At 32.1% G+C, this 16,800-nt stretch carries 16 protein-coding genes; 6 read left to right on the forward strand and 10 right to left on the reverse strand.

Annotation, left to right across the window (positions count from 1 at the left end):
- The 10 genes from Q0U74_RS04480 to rpmH all read right to left on the reverse strand — a co-directional run bounded on the left by Q0U74_RS04480 (nt 1) and on the right by rpmH (nt 8,119).
- Entirely contained in the window at nt 1-843 is an 843-nt protein-coding gene (locus tag Q0U74_RS04480) for a ParB/RepB/Spo0J family partition protein (protein WP_297392913.1), read from the reverse strand.
- Entirely contained in the window at nt 836-1,591 is a 756-nt protein-coding gene (locus Q0U74_RS04485; RefSeq protein ID WP_297392914.1) for a ParA family protein, read from the reverse strand. The genes Q0U74_RS04480 and Q0U74_RS04485 overlap by 8 nt, the downstream gene beginning before the upstream one ends.
- Nucleotides 1,592-1,802: 211 nt before the next feature.
- Entirely contained in the window at nt 1,803-2,495 is a 693-nt protein-coding gene (gene rsmG, locus Q0U74_RS04490) for a 16S rRNA (guanine(527)-N(7))-methyltransferase RsmG (protein ID WP_297392915.1), read from the reverse strand.
- Nucleotides 2,485-4,389 (reverse strand): tRNA uridine-5-carboxymethylaminomethyl(34) synthesis enzyme MnmG, encoded by a 1,905-nt coding sequence (gene mnmG / locus Q0U74_RS04495; RefSeq protein ID WP_297392916.1) that lies wholly within the window; start codon nt 4,387-4,389, stop codon nt 2,485-2,487. Before mnmG ends, rsmG begins: the two co-directional genes overlap by 11 nt.
- 6 nt (nt 4,390-4,395) lie before the next feature.
- Nucleotides 4,396-5,775, reverse strand: coding sequence for a tRNA uridine-5-carboxymethylaminomethyl(34) synthesis GTPase MnmE (gene mnmE, locus Q0U74_RS04500; protein ID WP_297392917.1), 1,380 nt, complete (start codon nt 5,773-5,775; stop codon nt 4,396-4,398).
- Between the two features lie 88 nt (nt 5,776-5,863).
- Entirely contained in the window at nt 5,864-6,676 is an 813-nt protein-coding gene (gene jag / locus Q0U74_RS04505; RefSeq protein ID WP_297392918.1) for an RNA-binding cell elongation regulator Jag/EloR, read from the reverse strand.
- Nucleotides 6,676-7,410, reverse strand: a complete 735-nt coding sequence (locus Q0U74_RS04510) for a YidC/Oxa1 family membrane protein insertase (protein ID WP_297392919.1) — start codon at nt 7,408-7,410, stop codon at nt 6,676-6,678. The genes jag and Q0U74_RS04510 overlap by 1 nt, the downstream gene beginning before the upstream one ends.
- Nucleotides 7,411-7,428: 18 nt before the next feature.
- Entirely contained in the window at nt 7,429-7,644 is a 216-nt protein-coding gene (yidD, locus tag Q0U74_RS04515) for a membrane protein insertion efficiency factor YidD (RefSeq protein ID WP_081578741.1), read from the reverse strand.
- Nucleotides 7,641-7,976: a ribonuclease P protein component gene (rnpA, locus tag Q0U74_RS04520; RefSeq protein ID WP_297392920.1), complete on the reverse strand. Its 336-nt coding sequence runs from the start codon at nt 7,974-7,976 to the stop codon at nt 7,641-7,643. The genes yidD and rnpA overlap by 4 nt, the downstream gene beginning before the upstream one ends.
- Before the next feature lie 8 nt (nt 7,977-7,984).
- Nucleotides 7,985-8,119, reverse strand: coding sequence for a 50S ribosomal protein L34 (gene rpmH, locus Q0U74_RS04525; RefSeq protein ID WP_019139068.1), 135 nt, complete (start codon nt 8,117-8,119; stop codon nt 7,985-7,987).
- Between the two features lie 433 nt (nt 8,120-8,552).
- On the opposite strand from rpmH, the gene dnaA reads away from it, so the two are divergent.
- From dnaA to gyrA, 6 genes are all read left to right on the forward strand, one after another.
- Nucleotides 8,553-9,902: a chromosomal replication initiator protein DnaA gene (dnaA, locus tag Q0U74_RS04530; RefSeq protein ID WP_297392921.1), complete on the forward strand. Its 1,350-nt coding sequence runs from the start codon at nt 8,553-8,555 to the stop codon at nt 9,900-9,902.
- Between the two features lie 148 nt (nt 9,903-10,050).
- Nucleotides 10,051-11,145 (forward strand): DNA polymerase III subunit beta, encoded by a 1,095-nt coding sequence (dnaN, locus tag Q0U74_RS04535; protein ID WP_297392923.1) that lies wholly within the window; start codon nt 10,051-10,053, stop codon nt 11,143-11,145.
- A 2-nt stretch (nt 11,146-11,147) separates the two neighbouring features.
- On the forward strand, nt 11,148-11,360 hold the full coding sequence (yaaA, locus tag Q0U74_RS04540; RefSeq protein ID WP_297392924.1) for a S4 domain-containing protein YaaA: 213 nt from the start codon (nt 11,148-11,150) through the stop codon (nt 11,358-11,360).
- On the forward strand, nt 11,357-12,433 hold the full coding sequence (recF, locus tag Q0U74_RS04545) for a DNA replication/repair protein RecF (RefSeq protein WP_297392925.1): 1,077 nt from the start codon (nt 11,357-11,359) through the stop codon (nt 12,431-12,433). Before yaaA ends, recF begins: the two co-directional genes overlap by 4 nt.
- 13 nt (nt 12,434-12,446) lie before the next feature.
- Nucleotides 12,447-14,360 (forward strand): DNA topoisomerase (ATP-hydrolyzing) subunit B, encoded by a 1,914-nt coding sequence (gene gyrB, locus Q0U74_RS04550; RefSeq protein ID WP_297392926.1) that lies wholly within the window; start codon nt 12,447-12,449, stop codon nt 14,358-14,360.
- A 9-nt stretch (nt 14,361-14,369) separates the two neighbouring features.
- Nucleotides 14,370-16,799 (forward strand): DNA gyrase subunit A, encoded by a 2,430-nt coding sequence (gyrA, locus tag Q0U74_RS04555; RefSeq protein ID WP_297392927.1) that lies wholly within the window; start codon nt 14,370-14,372, stop codon nt 16,797-16,799.
- Nucleotide 16,800: the final 1 nt, after the last annotated feature.

Genomic DNA, 16,800 nt, shown 5'->3' on the forward strand with positions numbered 1-16,800 from the left:
TCACAAAGCCCTCTGCAAAATATAATCTGCAATCCTTGATAAGTCTTCATCGCCATAATATTCTATCTCAATCTTTCCGATTTTTCCTCTTTTTTTGATGCTTACTTTGGTTCCAAGAGTTCTCTCAATTTCATTTCTTAAGTCTTCCATAAAAATATCAGCAACTTCTCTCTTTTCTGCCCTTGTACTATTATTGTCGTTAACAGGAAGAGAGTGTTTTATAATTTTCATAGCTTCTTTATACTGTTTGTCGCCATCTTTAATAGATAGCAAATTTTTTCCATGAGATGGGCTAATTTTCTCTTCTTCTAATAGCTTTAAAACTCTTGGGTCAAGCTTTAAAAGTCTAATTGTATTTCCAATATATTGTCTACTCTTGCCAATCTCATCTGCAAGTTCCTTTTGTGTCAAATCTTGTGAATCCAAAAGATGAATGTAGCTCATGGCTTCTTCTACTGGATTTAAATCTTTTCTTTGAATATTTTCTATAATTGCAATTCTACTTGAAATTTCATCAGAAACATCTTTTACAATAGCAGGAACGCTTACTAGTCCAGCCTCTATTGCAGCTCTATATCTTCTTTCTCCAGCTATAATTTCGTACTTGTCATCCTTTTTCTTGAGAAGTAGGGGTTGAATTACTCCATATTTTTCAATGGATTTTGATAAATCATTTAATTCATCTTTGTCAAAATTTTTTCTAGGCTGAGCTTCATTTGGAACAATGTCATCTAGGTCAACCTCCATTAGTTTTGAAGTCTCTTCTTCTATAACTTCTCTTATTTTTTCGCTAGATGATAAGAAATTTCCAATTCCTCTTCCTAGTCCTGTTTTTTTAGCCATCTATTTCACCTATTACTTCCTTGGCAAGATCTATATAAGCCTTTGCTCCCTTAGATTTGCTGTCATAATCAAATATATTCATTCCAAAACTTGGTGCCTCTGCCAGCCTAACATTTCTTGGTATAAAAGTTTTAAAAACTTTATCCTTAAAAAATTTTCCCACTTCTTCAACAACTTGATTGGAAAGGTTAGTCCTACCATCATGCATGCACATTACAACACCCAAGATGCTCAAATTTGGATTGAAATTATCTCTTACAAGAGTGATTGTATCCATGAGTTGTGATACTCCTTCAAGGGCGTAGTACTCGCATTGCACAGGGATAAGAATTTTGTCGCTTGCCACTAAAGACATCATAGATAAGACTCCAAGTGAAGGAGGGGAGTCAATGATTACAAAATCATAGTCGTCTCTTACTTTATCTATCATTTTCTTTAACTTGTATTGCCAATCAGCGTATCTTGCAAGTTCAATTTCTACGCCAGCAAATTCTCCACTTGATGGAATAATATCAAGTTTATTAAAACTTGTTTTATAAATTGAATCCGTCTCTTCGTCAATGACAAAGTCGTAAATCATTTTTTGAAACTCGTAAACTCCAAGGCCTGATGTTGCATTACCTTGTGGATCCATGTCGACTATAAGAGTCTTTTTGCCTCTCAAAGCCAGTGCTGAGCTTAAATTTATGACGGTGGTGCTTTTCCCAACTCCGCCTTTTTGATTAAAAACTGTAATTACAACAGACATTTTTTACCTCATTTCTATATTATTAATAATACCATGTTTAAAATTTTTTTTAAAGATTAAGCAAAAAAATAAGCTCCAAAAATTTATTTTGAAGCTTAGCTCTACGTGGAGCATTTTTTATTTTTTATTGATGCTCTACATAGAGCATTTTTTATTTTTGCCTTCATGCTCTATGTAGAGCATTTCTTATTTAATTTCTTTATGTTAATTATCAAAGTGGTGACTTCCTTGGCTTTCCTCCGCCTCTTGGATACTTTTTATCTGTGTGTTTAAGCTTTTTTATAACAATTATATAGTGGTCAATGTCATTAGGTAGGGGAGTGTGAATAACATTTTGAACTTCTCCACCCATAACTTCTATTGCCCTTTTGGCATTTTTTAATTCTTCTTCATACTCTGGACCCTTTTGAGAAATAAAATATCCGCCAACTTTTACAAAAGCCATGGCATATTCTGTAAGAGTGGATAAGTTTGCGACAGCTCTTGAAACTGCAATGTCGTATTGTTCTCTATAATCTTCTTTTCTTGCAATTTCTTCTGCCCTTGCGTGGATTGCCTTTATATTTGTAAGACCTAGCTCTTCAATTACTCCATCCAAGAAGTCAATTCTCTTTCTGAGAGAATCAAGTAAAGTTATGTCCAATTCTTCATTGTAAAGCTTTAAGGGTATTCCTGGAAATCCTGCACCAGTTCCAATGTCTATGATTTTTTTCTCTACATCAAATAAACCAGTCTTAAAAAGACTTAAGGAGTCCAAAAAATGTTTTACATTAAACTCATCTTCTTCAGTAATTCTTGTGAGGTTGGTGTGCTTGTTGTATTCGAGAATTAATTCTTTATATTTTTCAAATTTATCAATATTTTTCGTGTCCAGACCGAAATCTACCATGTAATCAATTAACATTTTTTCTCCTCATTTGTTCAAGGTGTATCAAAAGTACATTTATATCTGCTGGTGAAACTCCCGTTATTCTCGAAGCTTGACCAATTGATTCTGGTCTTATGTCTGAAAGTTTTTCTCTTGCTTCTATTCTAAGTCCGTCCATATTTTTATAGTCAATATCCTTCGAAAGCTTTTTATTTTCAAGCTTTTTAAATTGTTTAATTTGTATTTCTTGCTTTTTGATATAGCCTTCATATTTTATTTCTATTTCAATATTTCTTATTACATCGTCGCGGACAAAAGGTCTGTCCTTGTCAAAGACTTCTAGCTTTTTGTAGTCTAATTCAGGTCTTTTTATTAGCTCATAAAGTGAGAAGGAGTTTTGAGTTTCAGTTGAGCCAAGACTTTCAAGAATTTTGTTGTTTTCAGCAGTTGGATTGATTTGAATTTTTTTAATTCTAGCAATTTCTTCTTCAATTGCATTTTTTCTGTAGAGATAAGCCTTATATCTTTCATCATCTACAAGTCCAATGTCTCTTCCTTTTTGAGTTAGTCTCAAATCTGCATTGTCTTGCCTTAGTGTTAGTCTATATTCTGCTCTTGAAGTCATCATTCTATAGGGTTCAAGGCTCCCTTTTGTAACTAAATCGTCAATCAAAACTCCAATGTATGCCTCTGACCTATCTAATACAAAGGGCTCTTTTCCTTGAACTTTTAAAGCTGCATTTATACCTGCCACAATTCCTTGACATCCAGCTTCTTCATAACCGCTAGAACCGTTAATTTGTCCTGCAAAAAATAGTCCCTCGTAGTCCATGTGCTCCAAGCTTCTCTTTAAAAGAGTTGCATCAATTGCATCATACTCAATGGCATAGGCTGGTCTTAAAATTTTGCAATTTTCCATTCCAATTATTTCTTTATAAAATTCTTGTTGAATTTCTACTGGTAGGGAAGAGGAAACTCCTTGAATATACATCTCATCAGTTGTAAGTCCTTCTGGTTCAATGAAAACTTGATGGGCATCTCTATCTGCAAATCTTGTTACCTTATCTTCAATTGATGGGCAGTATCTTGGACCCTTTCCCTCTATGTCGCCAAGTGCCAAGGCTGATCTTCCAATGTTTTCTCTTATAATGTCGTGACATTTTTTTGTAGTGTAAGTTAAATAACAAAGCTCTTGGTTAATGTCATATTCTTTGTCTATGTTTAAGAAAGAAAAAGGAACAATTTTTTCGTCTCCATGTTGCTCTGTCATGACTGAATAATCTATTGATTTTCTCAAAACTCTTGCAGGAGTACCAGTTTTTAGCCTTCTAAGCTTCATTCCAAAATCTTTTTCAAGGCTTTCTGAAAGATAATTTGCTGGTCCAAAGCCACTTGGTCCAGAAGAATAATTCACTTCTCCCATAAATACCCTGGACTTTAAATAAGTTCCAGAGCAAATTACAACACATTTAGTATTGTATTTTGCTCCATTTTTAGTCAATACTCCAGTAACTTTGTTGCCCTCTTTTAAAATTCTAATGGCTTCATCTTGCACAAGATAGAGATTATCTTCATTTTCCAAAACTCTCTTCATCTCTTCGTGATACTTTCTCTTGTCGGCTTGAACTCTAAGTGAGTGAACTGCTGGACCCTTTGAAGTATTAAGCATCCTTGATTGGATAAAAGTCTTGTCTATATTTTTCGCCATTTCTCCGCCAAGGGCGTCAATTTCACGCACTAGGTGTCCCTTTCCTGTGCCGCCAATGTTGGGATTACAGCTCATTTGTGCAATTGAATCCAAGTTTATACATAGTAAAAGAGTTTTTGCACCAAGTCTTGCAGAAGCAAGAGCAGCTTCACTGCCTGCGTGACCTGCTCCAATTACTACTGTGTCAAAATCTCCAGCTTCAAAATATTTAATATCTGACATCTTTACCTACTTTCCTATACAAAAATCAGAAAATACTCTGTCCAAAATATCTTCTGTAGTAATTGTTCCTGTTATTTCAGAAATATGAGCAATTACATTTTCAAGGTCAACTTCAATTAAATCTAAAAACACCCTTTTATTTAAACTCTCATTTACCTCTAAAAGCTCTTTTTTTGCTTCCCTTAATGCATTTATATGTCTCAAATTAGAAAGCACCGTATCGGAGGAAATTTGAAGCTCTCCATCAAAAAACAAATCTATAATAAGTTTTTCGACTTTCATTACTGATTCATTTTCCATAACTGAAAGTCTCAAATAATCATCTTTAAAATATTTTTCGATTTCATCATCAGAAATCTTTTGTTCTAAGTCGTCCTTGTTTAAAATGATAATATGTTTTTTATTTTCAATTAATTTTAAAATTTCCTTGTCGTCTTGGTCAAAGTCTCTCGATAAATCAAAAATAGCAATTACAAGGTCTGCATCCTTTAACTTCTCTCTTGCAATATTTACGCCGATTTTTTCAACTTCATCCTCAGTCTCTCTAATGCCGGCAGTGTCAGAAATTTTTAAGAGAACTCCATCTAAATTGATATAATCTTCAATTACATCTCTTGTTGTTCCTGCAATGTCTGTTACAATTGCCCTGTCGTACTTTAATAGACCATTTAAAAGAGAAGACTTGCCAACATTTGGCTTGCCAAGAATTACTGTGTTTATGCCGTCTCTTAATAGTCTTGAGTTTTTAGAATTTTCAAGAAGTTTATCCATCTTTTCCAAAATCTTATTACTTCTGTCGAGAAGGTCGTTGTAGGCAGCATCTTCTATATCTTCGTCAGGAAAATCGATGTTTGCCACAATTAGCGCCTGCATGGAAACAAGTTCATCCTTTAATTTATTTAAAACTTCACTTAAGGCACCACCAAGTTGATTTAAACCAAGGTCAAAGGAAATGTCTGTCTTGGCTTTAATAAGGTCTATTACAGCTTCGGCTTGAGTTAAATCAATCCTACCATTTAAAAATCCTCTCTTAGTAAACTCGCCTTTTTCAGCAAGCCTTGCGCCTTTTGAGAGAATTAAATTTAAAATTCTCTTCACAGAGACAACGCCACCATGACAGTGGATTTCTACAATATCTTCTGCAGTGTAGGAGTGAGGTCCCTTCATCTTAACTACTAAAACCTCATCAATTTTTTTGTCACCGTCACATATATGACCGTATAAAAACTTTCTGTTTTCAGCCTCTGCCATCTTAACTTTACTTGCAGACACAAAAATCTTATCTATTATATTTATTGAATCGTCGCCGCTCATTCTTACAATGGCAATACCAGCTTCACCAATTGCAGTAGAAATTGCAGCAATAGTATCATTTAAATTTCCCATAAAATCAGTCCTTTTAAACTATATTACTACAATTAAAGGAAATAAAAAAGAAGGCTTTTAAAATAAAGCCCTCATAAATATTTTATTTTCAATATTTTCTTTCCTTTTGAATTACAACTTTTCTAAAAGGATCTTTACCTTCAGAGTGTGTAAGCACTCCTTCATAATCTTGCAAGGCTGTATGGATAATTTTTCTTTCATAAGAATTCATAGGTTCAAGTTTAACTGACCTACCAGTCTTAGTTACCTTATTAGCCATTTTCTTTGCAAGATTTATAAGAGTTTCTTTTCTCTTTTCTCTATAACCACTAGAATCTAAATTGACTCTAATATATCTTGAAGATTTCTTATTGACTATCAAATTTAAAATATATTGAATTGAATCAAGAGTTACACCTCTTTTTCCAATTAAAATACCTAGTCTATTTTCATCTCCATTTACATTAATGTTTAGGACATTGTCCTTAAGCTCCATTTCCACAATGTTTTCAAGTTCAAAAGTTTCAAGAATTTTTGAAATAAAATCTCTAGCAGCATCTAAAATATCTTCATTTTCTTCTTCAATGCTCTTTAAGCTTTCATCAGCATCATCAAATTCTTGAATTTCTTCAGTGGAAATTTCCTTATTTTCGATTTCAAGTTCAACATCTTTGTGAACTGTTTCGTGGCTCTTCTCTGTTTCAATTTCTTCATTAAATATTTCATTTAAAATACTTTTAGTCTCGTCTTCCTTTGGCCATACTTTTACAGTGGCGTCCTTAGAACCAATAAGTCCCAAAAATCCCTTTTGACCTTCATCTAGTATTTCAATTTCAGCATTTTCTCTTGAAATATTTAATTCGCTTAGAGCCTCTCTTACTGCTTCATCTACGGATTTTCCCGTTTTAATTACATAATTCATTACTTATCCTTAACCTCAACTTCTTCAATCTCTTCTTCGACAATCTTATTAGTAATAAGCTGTTGGACTATTGAAAATATATTAGAAACAGTCCAATAAATAACAAGACCAGCTGCATATTTTCTCGCCATTGAAAAAATTAAAATTGGCATTACAACCATCATAGTAGTCATCATAGACTTAGCTTGATCAGCACCTGCACCTTGAGTAGCAGGGTTTTTAGTAGTTATAAAACTTACTAAAAATGTTGAAACAGCAGCTATTACTGGCATGATAAAAGTTGTATCTACATGATCAATATTTTCTATATAGAAGAAATTCTTGTTCATGGCTTCATAAAAACCTGGGTCTGTAAAAGCAAAGGTTTGTGGGTTTATAAAGACTCTATAAAACGCAATTAATACAACCATTGTTATAATCATAGGAAGGCATCCTGCAGCAACATTTGTATTATTTTCCTTATAAAGCTTTTGTTGTTTAGCAGCTAAAGTTTGCGGATCATTTTTGTACTTTTTTTGAATTCTCTTAAGCTCAGGTTGAATTTTTGCCATTTTCTTTTGATTTTTCATTTGAGAAATGTTAAGTGGCAAAATTAAAAGCTTAATAATAATAGTAGCAATAATAATTGAAAGTGCAAAATATGAAACTTGAGCTGGTTCATTTGGCATAATTGCAGCAAGGCCATCGTATATGAACTTTACAAAAATACCAAGTATAGAACTAATTAAATGCATTAATAAATTCCTCCAATATTAAATGAGAGGATCGTAACCGCCTTTATGAAAGGGATGGCATTTTAAAATCCTTCTAATTGTAAGATAAGATCCTTTAAAAAAACCATATTTTTCGTAGGCTTCATAACTATATTGTGAACAAGTGGGTGTAAATCTACAGTGTCTTCCTGGTAAAAGATATGTTGAAATAAACTTTTGATAAAATCTTATTAATAACATACATATTTTACTCATTTAATCATCTTCTTTTGTCTTTTTAAAACAGAAAAAAAAGAATTCTTAAAGTCTTTAAAATCAGATTCACTAGCATCCTTTTTTGCAACGAATACATAATCATAACCTGAATTTATTTTATGAGAATTCTCCCTTAAAAGGTGTTTTAATCTTCTTCTAACAAAATTTCTCTTTACTGCATTTCCAACTTTCTTAGTTACAGTTATGCCGAACCTTGGATAATCTCTCTTATTTTCTACAGTAAATAGAGTGATATATCTTGAGCCAGAAATTTTCTTATTAGAATAAACCCTCTGAAATTCACTATTCTTTTTTAAATAACAATCCTTCATTATAAAACCTAAGCTGAAAGTCTCTTTCTGCCCTTTCTTCTTCTTGCCTTGATAACAGCTCTACCTGCTCTAGTTCTCATTCTTGAACGAAAACCGTGTTCTCTTTTTCTTTGTTTGTTTTTTGGTTGAAAAGTTCTCTTCAAAGTTCTCACCTCTTTCTATCCTTATCATTTTATTTACAAATGGGAAAGTTGTCAAGTATTATCAATAAATTATCAATAAAATAATAGATTTTTCCCATGAAAAATAAATAAAACAAAAATCTTTCAAAATCCAAGATTGTTGATAAGTCTACCATTATTTGTTAAAATATATGTGGATAAATATGAAGTGTATGTATATAAAAACAAAATTGTTTATAAATAAAGTTATTAACATTCTGTTGATAAAGTGTTGATAATTTTATTTTTATTTTTCTAAAATTAGTAAATTTTCAAATTTTTACAAAAATTTATCAACAAATTTACTAAAATTTACTTGTTTATAATTTTTTATCCACAGGTCTATTAACAATTGTAGATTTACTTATAAACAAAAAATTATAAACAAAGAGTAATTTGTTAATGAGGAGGAAATATGGACAAAGAACTTTCCACTATGTGGGAATCTTTCTTAAAGGAACTTGAAAAAAGATCTATGTCTCAAGTTACATATTCCACTTGGTTTTCCAGAATGCTTCCAAAATCAATTGACTACGACAATAAAAAAATTGTAATTACAGTTCCATCGCCCTTTATAAGAGATTATCTTGCCAATAACAAAAGACATTTCAATTTAGTTGGCGATGCATTAAAGGAAATTACAGGTATTGATTTTGATATTAGCATTATTTCAGAAGATGAGGCAAGTGACACAAATCCTGCAGGCCTTGTAAATAAGAAATTTTTAAATGTTTCTAGGCTCAATCCAAAATATACTTTTGAGACTTTTGTAGTTGGCAAGAGCAATGAATTTGCTCATGCAGCTGCACTTGCAGTTTCTGAAAATTATGAAAATCCGCAAAATGCCTTTTCAAACCCACTTTTCATATATGGAGGTGTTGGGCTTGGAAAGACCCATTTAATGCACGCAATTGGACATTTTGTACTAGAACAAGATCCTACTAAAAAAATTTTATACGTTACAAGTGAGCAGTTTACAAACGAACTTATTAATTCAATTCAAACTAATAAGAACGAAGACTTTAGAAATAAGTATAGGAAGGTTGATCTTCTCTTAATTGATGATATTCAATTTATTGCCGATAAAGATAGGACTCAGGAAGAATTTTTCCATACTTTTAATGAACTTCACGAGCAAAACAAGCAAATTGTACTTACTTCTGATAAACCACCTAAGGAAATTAAAAGTCTTGAAGAAAGGTTAATTTCAAGGTTTGCCTGGGGTCTTGTAGTTGATATTGGACCACCAGATCTTGAAACTAGAATTGCGATTTTGAGAAAAAAAGCAGACTCAGAAGGTTTTGAAGTTAGCCAAGAAGTTATGAATTTTATTGCTGAAAATGTAAGAAGTAATATTAGAGAACTTGAAGGGGCCCTATCTCGAGTAATGGCATATTCTAAACTTACAGATTCTGAAATTTCAGTGGATTCTGCTGCCATTGTACTTCGTGATATTTACGAAACTAAGGCAAAAAAACAAATTACTGCAGAATTTATAAAATCTGAAGTTGCAAAAAAATATGGGCTTACAATTGATGATTTAAATTCAAGAAAGAGAACTAAGGCCATTGCTTATCCAAGACAAATAGCAATGTATATTACTAGAGAGCTCACTGATTTGAGTCTTCCAAAAATAGGCGATGTATTTGGTGGTCGTGATCACTCAACAGTAATTCACGCTTACGATAAAATAACAGAGGATTTAGATGATGATCCTATATTTAAAATTGAAATAACAAATTTAATAAAAGAAATAAAATCTTAGTTGTTGATAACTTTCAATAAGTTTAAAACTTATCAACAGCTTATCAATATTAAATTTTATTTTATCTCATAGATTAGAGGGACTTATACACAAATCCACAAGCCTTACTACTATTACTAATTAATATACTATTTTCTAGGAGGAAAAAATGCTAATAAAGGTTAACAGAAAAGAACTGACAAAACATATTTCAATAGTTCAAAAGGCAATTTCTCAAAGAACAACTATGCAAATTCTTGAAGGCATAAAAATTACAGCTAAGGATAATACTTTAATACTTACAGCAACTGATACTGAGATAAGTATAGAGACAAAATTAAATGCCATAGTTGAAAGAGAAGGAGAAATCGTAATAAATTCCAGACTCTTTGGAGACATTGTTAGAAAACTTGAAAATGACATTATAAATATAAGTGTTGAAAATTATATGATGAACCTAAAATGTGGCGATTCTATTTTTAATATTTCTACTCAAAAAGCAGATGAATATCCGGATCTTCCAAAGGTTTGTGAGGATATAAATATACTTATATCTGCTAAGGATTTAAAAAATATTGTAAAGAAAACTACTTTTGCAGTTTCCACTGACGAATCAAGAATTGTCTTTACTGGTGTCTTAATGGATATAAAGAAAAACTTTATAAACTTTGTTGCACTAGATGGTTTTAGAATGGCAATTCAAAAGCTTCAAAAGGAAACTGGAATAGAAAATAAAGTTATAATTCCATCAAGGTCTCTTAATGAACTTGTAAAAATAATTGATGATGACATAGATGTTGTCTTAAAAATTTCAAGAAATAATATAGTTTTTAAATTTGATGAAACTGTATTTTATAGCACTCTTTTAAGTGGAGAATTTTTCAGCTACAGCGCACTTTTAAGAGATGAACACAAAATTTCTACTACTGTATCTAAAAGAGAATTTCAACTTGCAGTGGAAAGAGCATCTCTTCTTGCAAGAGAAGACAGGGCAAATCTTATAAAATTAAATGTAAATGAGAATTATATTAACATTAAGAGTAACTCAGAGATTGGAGATGTTTTTGAAAAAGTTAAGACATCTGAACATGATGAAAGTTTAGATATTGCTTTTAATTCAAGATATATTTTAGATGGAGTAAAAATTTTAGAATCAGAAGATATTGTGCTTAATTTCACAGATTCTGTAAATCCACTTATAATTACAGAAGCTGAAGATGAAACATATATATATCTTGTACTTCCAGTAAGACTTGCGGGGTAAAGATGGAAACTATAAATATAGACACTGAATTTATAAAACTAGATTCTCTCTTAAAACTTACAGGACTTGCAGAATCAGGTGGCTTTGCAAAGGCTATGATTTTAGATGGACTTGTTAAAGTAAATGGAGAAGTTGAAACTAGACGAGGAAAAAAATTATACAAGGGAGATAAAATTTCCTTTGCAGGAAATGAATTTGTAATTGGTGAGAAATGAAACTCAAATATCTAAGACTTTTTAATTTCAGAAATTACAAGAGTTTAGATTTTATTCCTGGTGAAAATATAAATGTGCTTTATGGCTTAAATGCTTCAGGAAAGACAAATTTAATTGAATCAATTTATATGTCTATAAGGGCAAACTCTTTTAGAAATCCAAAGGACAAAGACCTTATAAATATTGACGAGAATGCTTCTAGCATAATAAGTAGATTTAATACTAGCGATTATAAAGATGACTTTCGAGTTGAAATTTCAAAGTTTGAAAATAAAAAATTATTTATTAATGATGAAAAAGTAAATACCAAAGATTATAGAAAATCAAGGTTTGTAGTCCTCTTTAATCCTGATGATCTCAATATTATAAAATATTCACCAAAGGAAAGAAGAAAATTTTTAGATGATTTACTGTCAAACATCGATTTAAATTATGATTTTTATATGTATAGGTACAGAAGACTTTTATTCGAGAGGAATAAACTCCTTAAGATGAATATGGATAAAAATCTTTTAGATGTATATGACAGAGAAATGGTAAAAAATGGCACAAAAATTATTATCATGAGGCTAAAGATTATTAAGAGGCTAAATGAAATTGCAAGGGAGCATTATAAATTAATTTCTGGCGATGATTTAAATATTACCTATCTTTCCACAGTTCCAGTTTTAGTAGATGAAAGAGAACTTATGGAAAGTTATTTAAAACTAATGAAGGATTCTCTTCCAAAGGACATAGAAAAGAAATATACAACCATTGGTCCTCACAGAGATGATTTAGATTTTAAGATCAACAAATTTTCTTCTAAAAGTTACGGCTCCCAAGGTGAACAGAGAAGTATTGTACTTAGTTTAAAATTAGCTGAAGCAGATTTGATTAAAGATTTATATAAAATAAAACCTCTTCTTCTCTTAGATGATGTTTTTTCAGAAATTGATTCAAATAGAAGTAGGTATTTATTACATTCATTAAAAGATTTACAGACCTTTATTACTACTACAGAAACTGATGACTTTTTAAAATCAGTTGATGCAAATTTTTATAAAATAAGTGAAGGTAAAGTAATGTATTAGAATAGGAGATAAAATGGCAAAGGACAAAAGACATTATGACGCATCGGACATACAGGTCTTAGAGGGACTAGATCCCGTTAGAAAAAGACCTGGGATGTATATTGGTTCTACTGGACCAAGAGGCTTACACCATCTAGTTTATGAAGTTGTAGATAACTCAATAGATGAGGCTCTTGCCGGCATATGCGATCACATAATTATTAAAATTAATAAAAATGGAAGTGTAGAAATTACTGATAATGGTTCAGGTATACCAGTTGCTGTCCATCCACAAACTGGTAAATCTACAGTAGAAACTGTACTTACAATTCTTCACGCAGGTGGAAAGTTTGACAACTCTGCCTACAAAGTTTCTGGTGGACTTCACGGTGTAGGTGTATCTGTAGTTAATGCTCTTTCCAATAAATTAGTTGCAACTGTAAAAAGAGATGGAAAAATCTATAGACAAGAATTTTCTAAGGGCATTAGAAAAAGTGAGCTTGAAGTAATTGGGGAAACTAAATTAGATGATACTGGTACAACAATTTATTTTGAGCCAGATGATACTATCTTTGAAACAGTAGAATTTTCTGACGAAGTTCTTTCTAAGAGATTTAGAGAGATGGCTTTTCTTAATAAGGGAATTAAAATTGAATTTATTGACGAGAGAAAAGATTTAAATGAAGTTTACCATTATGAAGGTGGAATTAAATCCTTTGTTGAATTTATAAATAAAAAGAAAAAGCCAATTCACGATGAAATTATTTATATAGATGAAGTTAGAGAAGAAACTGCAGTGGAAATTGCAATTCAATACACAGATTCTTACTCAGAAGTTGTTCTCTCCTTTGCAAATAATATTAATACTGAAGAAGGTGGAAGCCACCTTTCAGGCTTTAGGTCTGCTCTTACTAGAACTTTAAATGATTATGGCAGAAAAAATAATATTATTAAGGAAAAAGAAGAAAATCTTTCTGGTGAAGATGTTAGAGAAGGAATTTCTGCAGTAATAAGTGTAAAACTTACTGATCCACAATTTGAAGGACAAACTAAGGCAAAACTTGGAAATTCAGAAACTAGGGGAATTGTAGATTCAGTTTTATCTGAAGACTTGGCAGTTTTCTTGGAGGAAAATCCAAAAGTTGGAAAACAAATTTTAGACAAGGCCCTTTCAGCAAGAAGAGCAAGAGAAGCTGCTAGAAAGGCAAGAGACTTAACTAGAAAGAAAAATAATCTTGAGTCCATGACTCTTCCTGGAAAACTTAAAGATTGTCAAAATGATGATCCAGGAAAAAATGAAATCTTCCTAGTCGAAGGTAATTCTGCCGGTGGTTCTGCTACTGACGGCAGGGATTCAGCCTACCAAGCAATACTTCCTCTAAGAGGAAAGATTATGAATGTTGAAAAGGCAAGACTAGATAAGATGCTTAATTCATCTGAAATTCGTGCCATGATAACAGCCTTTGGAACAGGAATTGGAGAAGAATTTGACATAAATAAGCTAAGGTATGACAAGATAATAATCATGACCGATGCCGATGTGGACGGTGCCCATATTATGACCCTTCTTTTGACTTTCTTCTTTAGATACATGAAGCCACTCATAGAAGAAGGACATGTATATGTGGCTCAAGCTCCACTTTATGGAATAGAAAAGGGAACTAAAATCCTTAGATACTGTCACAATGAAAAGGAACTTAGACTTGCCATTAAGGAATACAAGGACGCAAAGATAAATATTAAGAGATATAAGGGTCTTGGTGAAATGAACCCAGAACAACTTTGGGAAACTACAATGAATCCAGACAACAGACTTCTCTTAAAGGTAAACATCGATGACTTAACAGAAGCTGATGATACTTTCTCAATTTTGATGGGAACTGATGTTGAGCCAAGAAGAGATTTTATAACAGAAAATGCAATTTATGCAGATTATATAGATGCATAGGGGTGAAAGATGACTGAAAATAAATTTATAGAATCAGGAATACTTGATGTAGATATTAATAAAAAGATGAGGTCCTCTTATCTCGATTATTCAATGTCTGTAATAGTTGCAAGAGCACTTCCTGATGTACGCGATGGACTAAAACCAGTTCACAGAAGAATTTTATACGGCATGCAAGGACTTAACCTTGCATCAGGTGGACCTTACAGAAAGTCAGCAAGACTTGTTGGGGATGTAATGGGTAAGTATCACCCTCATGGTGACTCATCTATTTATGAAGCAACAGTAAGACTTGCACAAGATTTTAACACAAGATATCCACTAGTTGATGGACAAGGAAACTTTGGCAATATCGATGGCGATGGCGCTGCAGCTATGCGTTATACAGAAGTAAGAATGACTAAGCTTGCAGAAGAAATGCTAAGAGACATTAATAAGGATACAGTTGACTTTGTTCCAAACTTTGACGAAAACGAAAATGAACCAACAATACTTCCATCTAGATTTCCAAATCTTTTAGTAAATGGTTCTTCTGGTATAGCCGTAGGTATGGCTACAAATATGGCTCCCCACAACATGAATGAATCAATTGATGGGATTATAGCCTATATTGACAACGACAATATTTCTATTGCTGAATTAAATGAAATAATCAAAGGACCAGATTTTCCTACAGGTGCTCAAATTATGGGAACTGAAGGAATAAAGGAAGCCTACGAAACTGGCAGAGGAAAAATTACTGTAAGGGCAATTGCAGAAGTAAAGAGTTTTAAAAACAATCGTGAAAAAATTGTAATCACAGAACTTCCTTATCAAGTAAATAAATCTGCTCTAATTATGAAAATTGCTGATCTTGCAAAAAATAAAGTAATTGATGGAATTTCAAATATAACAGATGCTTCAAATAGAAAAGGCATCAACATAATTGTTGAACTAAAAAGAGATGCCAATGCAGAAGTTGTTTTAAATAAGCTTTATAAAAATACACAAATGCAAACAACTTTTGGAATTATAAATCTTGCCCTAGTAAATGGAAGGCCAGAAGTTTTAAATTTAAAGGAAATCATAAGATATTATGTGGACCACCAAGTTGAAGTTGTAACTAGAAGGACAAAGTTCGACTTAGACAAGGCTGAAAAGAGAGCTCACATAGTTGAAGGACTTTTTATAGCCCTTGATAATATTGACAGAATCATAAAAATAGTAAGAGCATCTAAGGATGACAATGAAGCAAAGGAAAAGTTCTACCAAGAATTTAAATTATCTGATGCACAGTCTCAAGCTATTTTGGATATGAGAATCAGAAGACTTACAGGACTTGAAAGAGAAAGACTTGAAGCTGAATATGAAAAGTTAAAGGCTGACATAAAATGGTTTAAGGAAGTTTTGGAAAATAACGATGTACTTATGAATGTCATAAAAGAAGAACTTCTCGAAATAAAAACAAAATATGGTGATCTTAGAAGAACTGTAATTTCTCACGACAGAACTGATATCGAAATGGAAGATATTATTAAGAGAGAAGATGTTGTAATAACTCTTACTCAATTTGGTTACATCAAGAGAATGAGCGAGGGAACTTATAAGCCACAAAAGAGAGGCGGCAGAGGAGTCTCCTCTGGAAATATGAGGGACGAAGACTTTGTCAAAGAACTTTTTGTCACATCAACTCACGATATGATTTTATTCTTCACATCTTTAGGAAATGTCTTTAAGTTAAAGGCTTACGAAATTCCAGAAGATTCAAGAACTTCAAGGGGAACTGCAATTATTAATCTACTTGATCTTCAAGAAGGTGAAAGAGTTACTTCAATAATTCCAGTGGAAGAATATGACCCTGACATGAATTTCTTAATGGTTACAGAAAAGGGACTTATTAAGAGAACTCCTTTTAAGGAATATAAAAACATTAGAAAATCTGGAATAATTGCCATAAAATTAAATGAAGGCGACAAGTTAATTGATGTTCATTTGACTAAGAATGACGAAGATGTAATCCTTGTAACTAAAAAGGGTCTTGCCATAAGATTTAATGAAGAACAAGTTAGAAAATCTGGCAGAAATTCCATGGGAGTTAAGTCAATTGATCTTAGTGATGATGACATTGTAGTTTCATCTGATTTACTTTGCGAAGATAAGTATCTTCTCGTAATATCAGAAAATGGTTTTGGTAAATTAACTGAAATAGATAAGTATAGACCACAAAATAGGGGCGGCAAGGGACTTCTAACTTATAAAATTACTAAGAAAACTGGAGATGTAGCTGCTGCTGCAGTTGTGGAAAAGGAAGACGATGTAATGATAATTGCAGATTCTGGAATTATTATTAGAATTTTGACAGAGGATATTTCAATTCAAGGAAGAAATACTTCTGGAGTTAAACTAATGAACTTGACAGATGCAAAAGTTGTAGCTGTTGCCAACTATATTGGAGATTAGG

The organism is uncultured Peptoniphilus sp. (assembly GCF_946998875.1).
In the GTDB taxonomy this organism is placed as follows: domain Bacteria; phylum Bacillota; class Clostridia; order Tissierellales; family Peptoniphilaceae; genus Peptoniphilus_A.

Bases quoted from the DNA above. Each gene is read 5' to 3' on its own strand.
- gyrA (WP_297392927.1), top strand. From the start codon at position 14,370: ATGACTGAAAATAAATTTATAGAATCAGGAATACTTGATGTAGATATT.
- dnaN (WP_297392923.1), top strand. From the start codon at position 10,051: ATGCTAATAAAGGTTAACAGAAAAGAACTGACAAAACATATTTCAATA.
- jag (WP_297392918.1), bottom strand. From the start codon at position 6,676: ATGAATTATGTAATTAAAACGGGAAAATCCGTAGATGAAGCAGTAAGA.
- mnmE (WP_297392917.1), bottom strand. From the start codon at position 5,775: ATGGGAAATTTAAATGATACTATTGCTGCAATTTCTACTGCAATTGGT.
- mnmG (WP_297392916.1), bottom strand. From the start codon at position 4,389: ATGTCAGATATTAAATATTTTGAAGCTGGAGATTTTGACACAGTAGTA.
- Q0U74_RS04480 (WP_297392913.1), bottom strand. From the start codon at position 843: ATGGCTAAAAAAACAGGACTAGGAAGAGGAATTGGAAATTTCTTATCA.
- yaaA (WP_297392924.1), top strand. From the start codon at position 11,148: ATGGAAACTATAAATATAGACACTGAATTTATAAAACTAGATTCTCTC.
- gyrB (WP_297392926.1), top strand. From the start codon at position 12,447: ATGGCAAAGGACAAAAGACATTATGACGCATCGGACATACAGGTCTTA.
- Q0U74_RS04485 (WP_297392914.1), bottom strand. From the start codon at position 1,591: ATGTCTGTTGTAATTACAGTTTTTAATCAAAAAGGCGGAGTTGGGAAA.
- yidD (WP_081578741.1), bottom strand. From the start codon at position 7,644: ATGAGTAAAATATGTATGTTATTAATAAGATTTTATCAAAAGTTTATT.
- rnpA (WP_297392920.1), bottom strand. From the start codon at position 7,976: ATGAAGGATTGTTATTTAAAAAAGAATAGTGAATTTCAGAGGGTTTAT.
- rsmG (WP_297392915.1), bottom strand. From the start codon at position 2,495: ATGTTAATTGATTACATGGTAGATTTCGGTCTGGACACGAAAAATATT.
- dnaA (WP_297392921.1), top strand. From the start codon at position 8,553: ATGGACAAAGAACTTTCCACTATGTGGGAATCTTTCTTAAAGGAACTT.
- recF (WP_297392925.1), top strand. From the start codon at position 11,357: ATGAAACTCAAATATCTAAGACTTTTTAATTTCAGAAATTACAAGAGT.
- Q0U74_RS04510 (WP_297392919.1), bottom strand. From the start codon at position 7,410: ATGCATTTAATTAGTTCTATACTTGGTATTTTTGTAAAGTTCATATAC.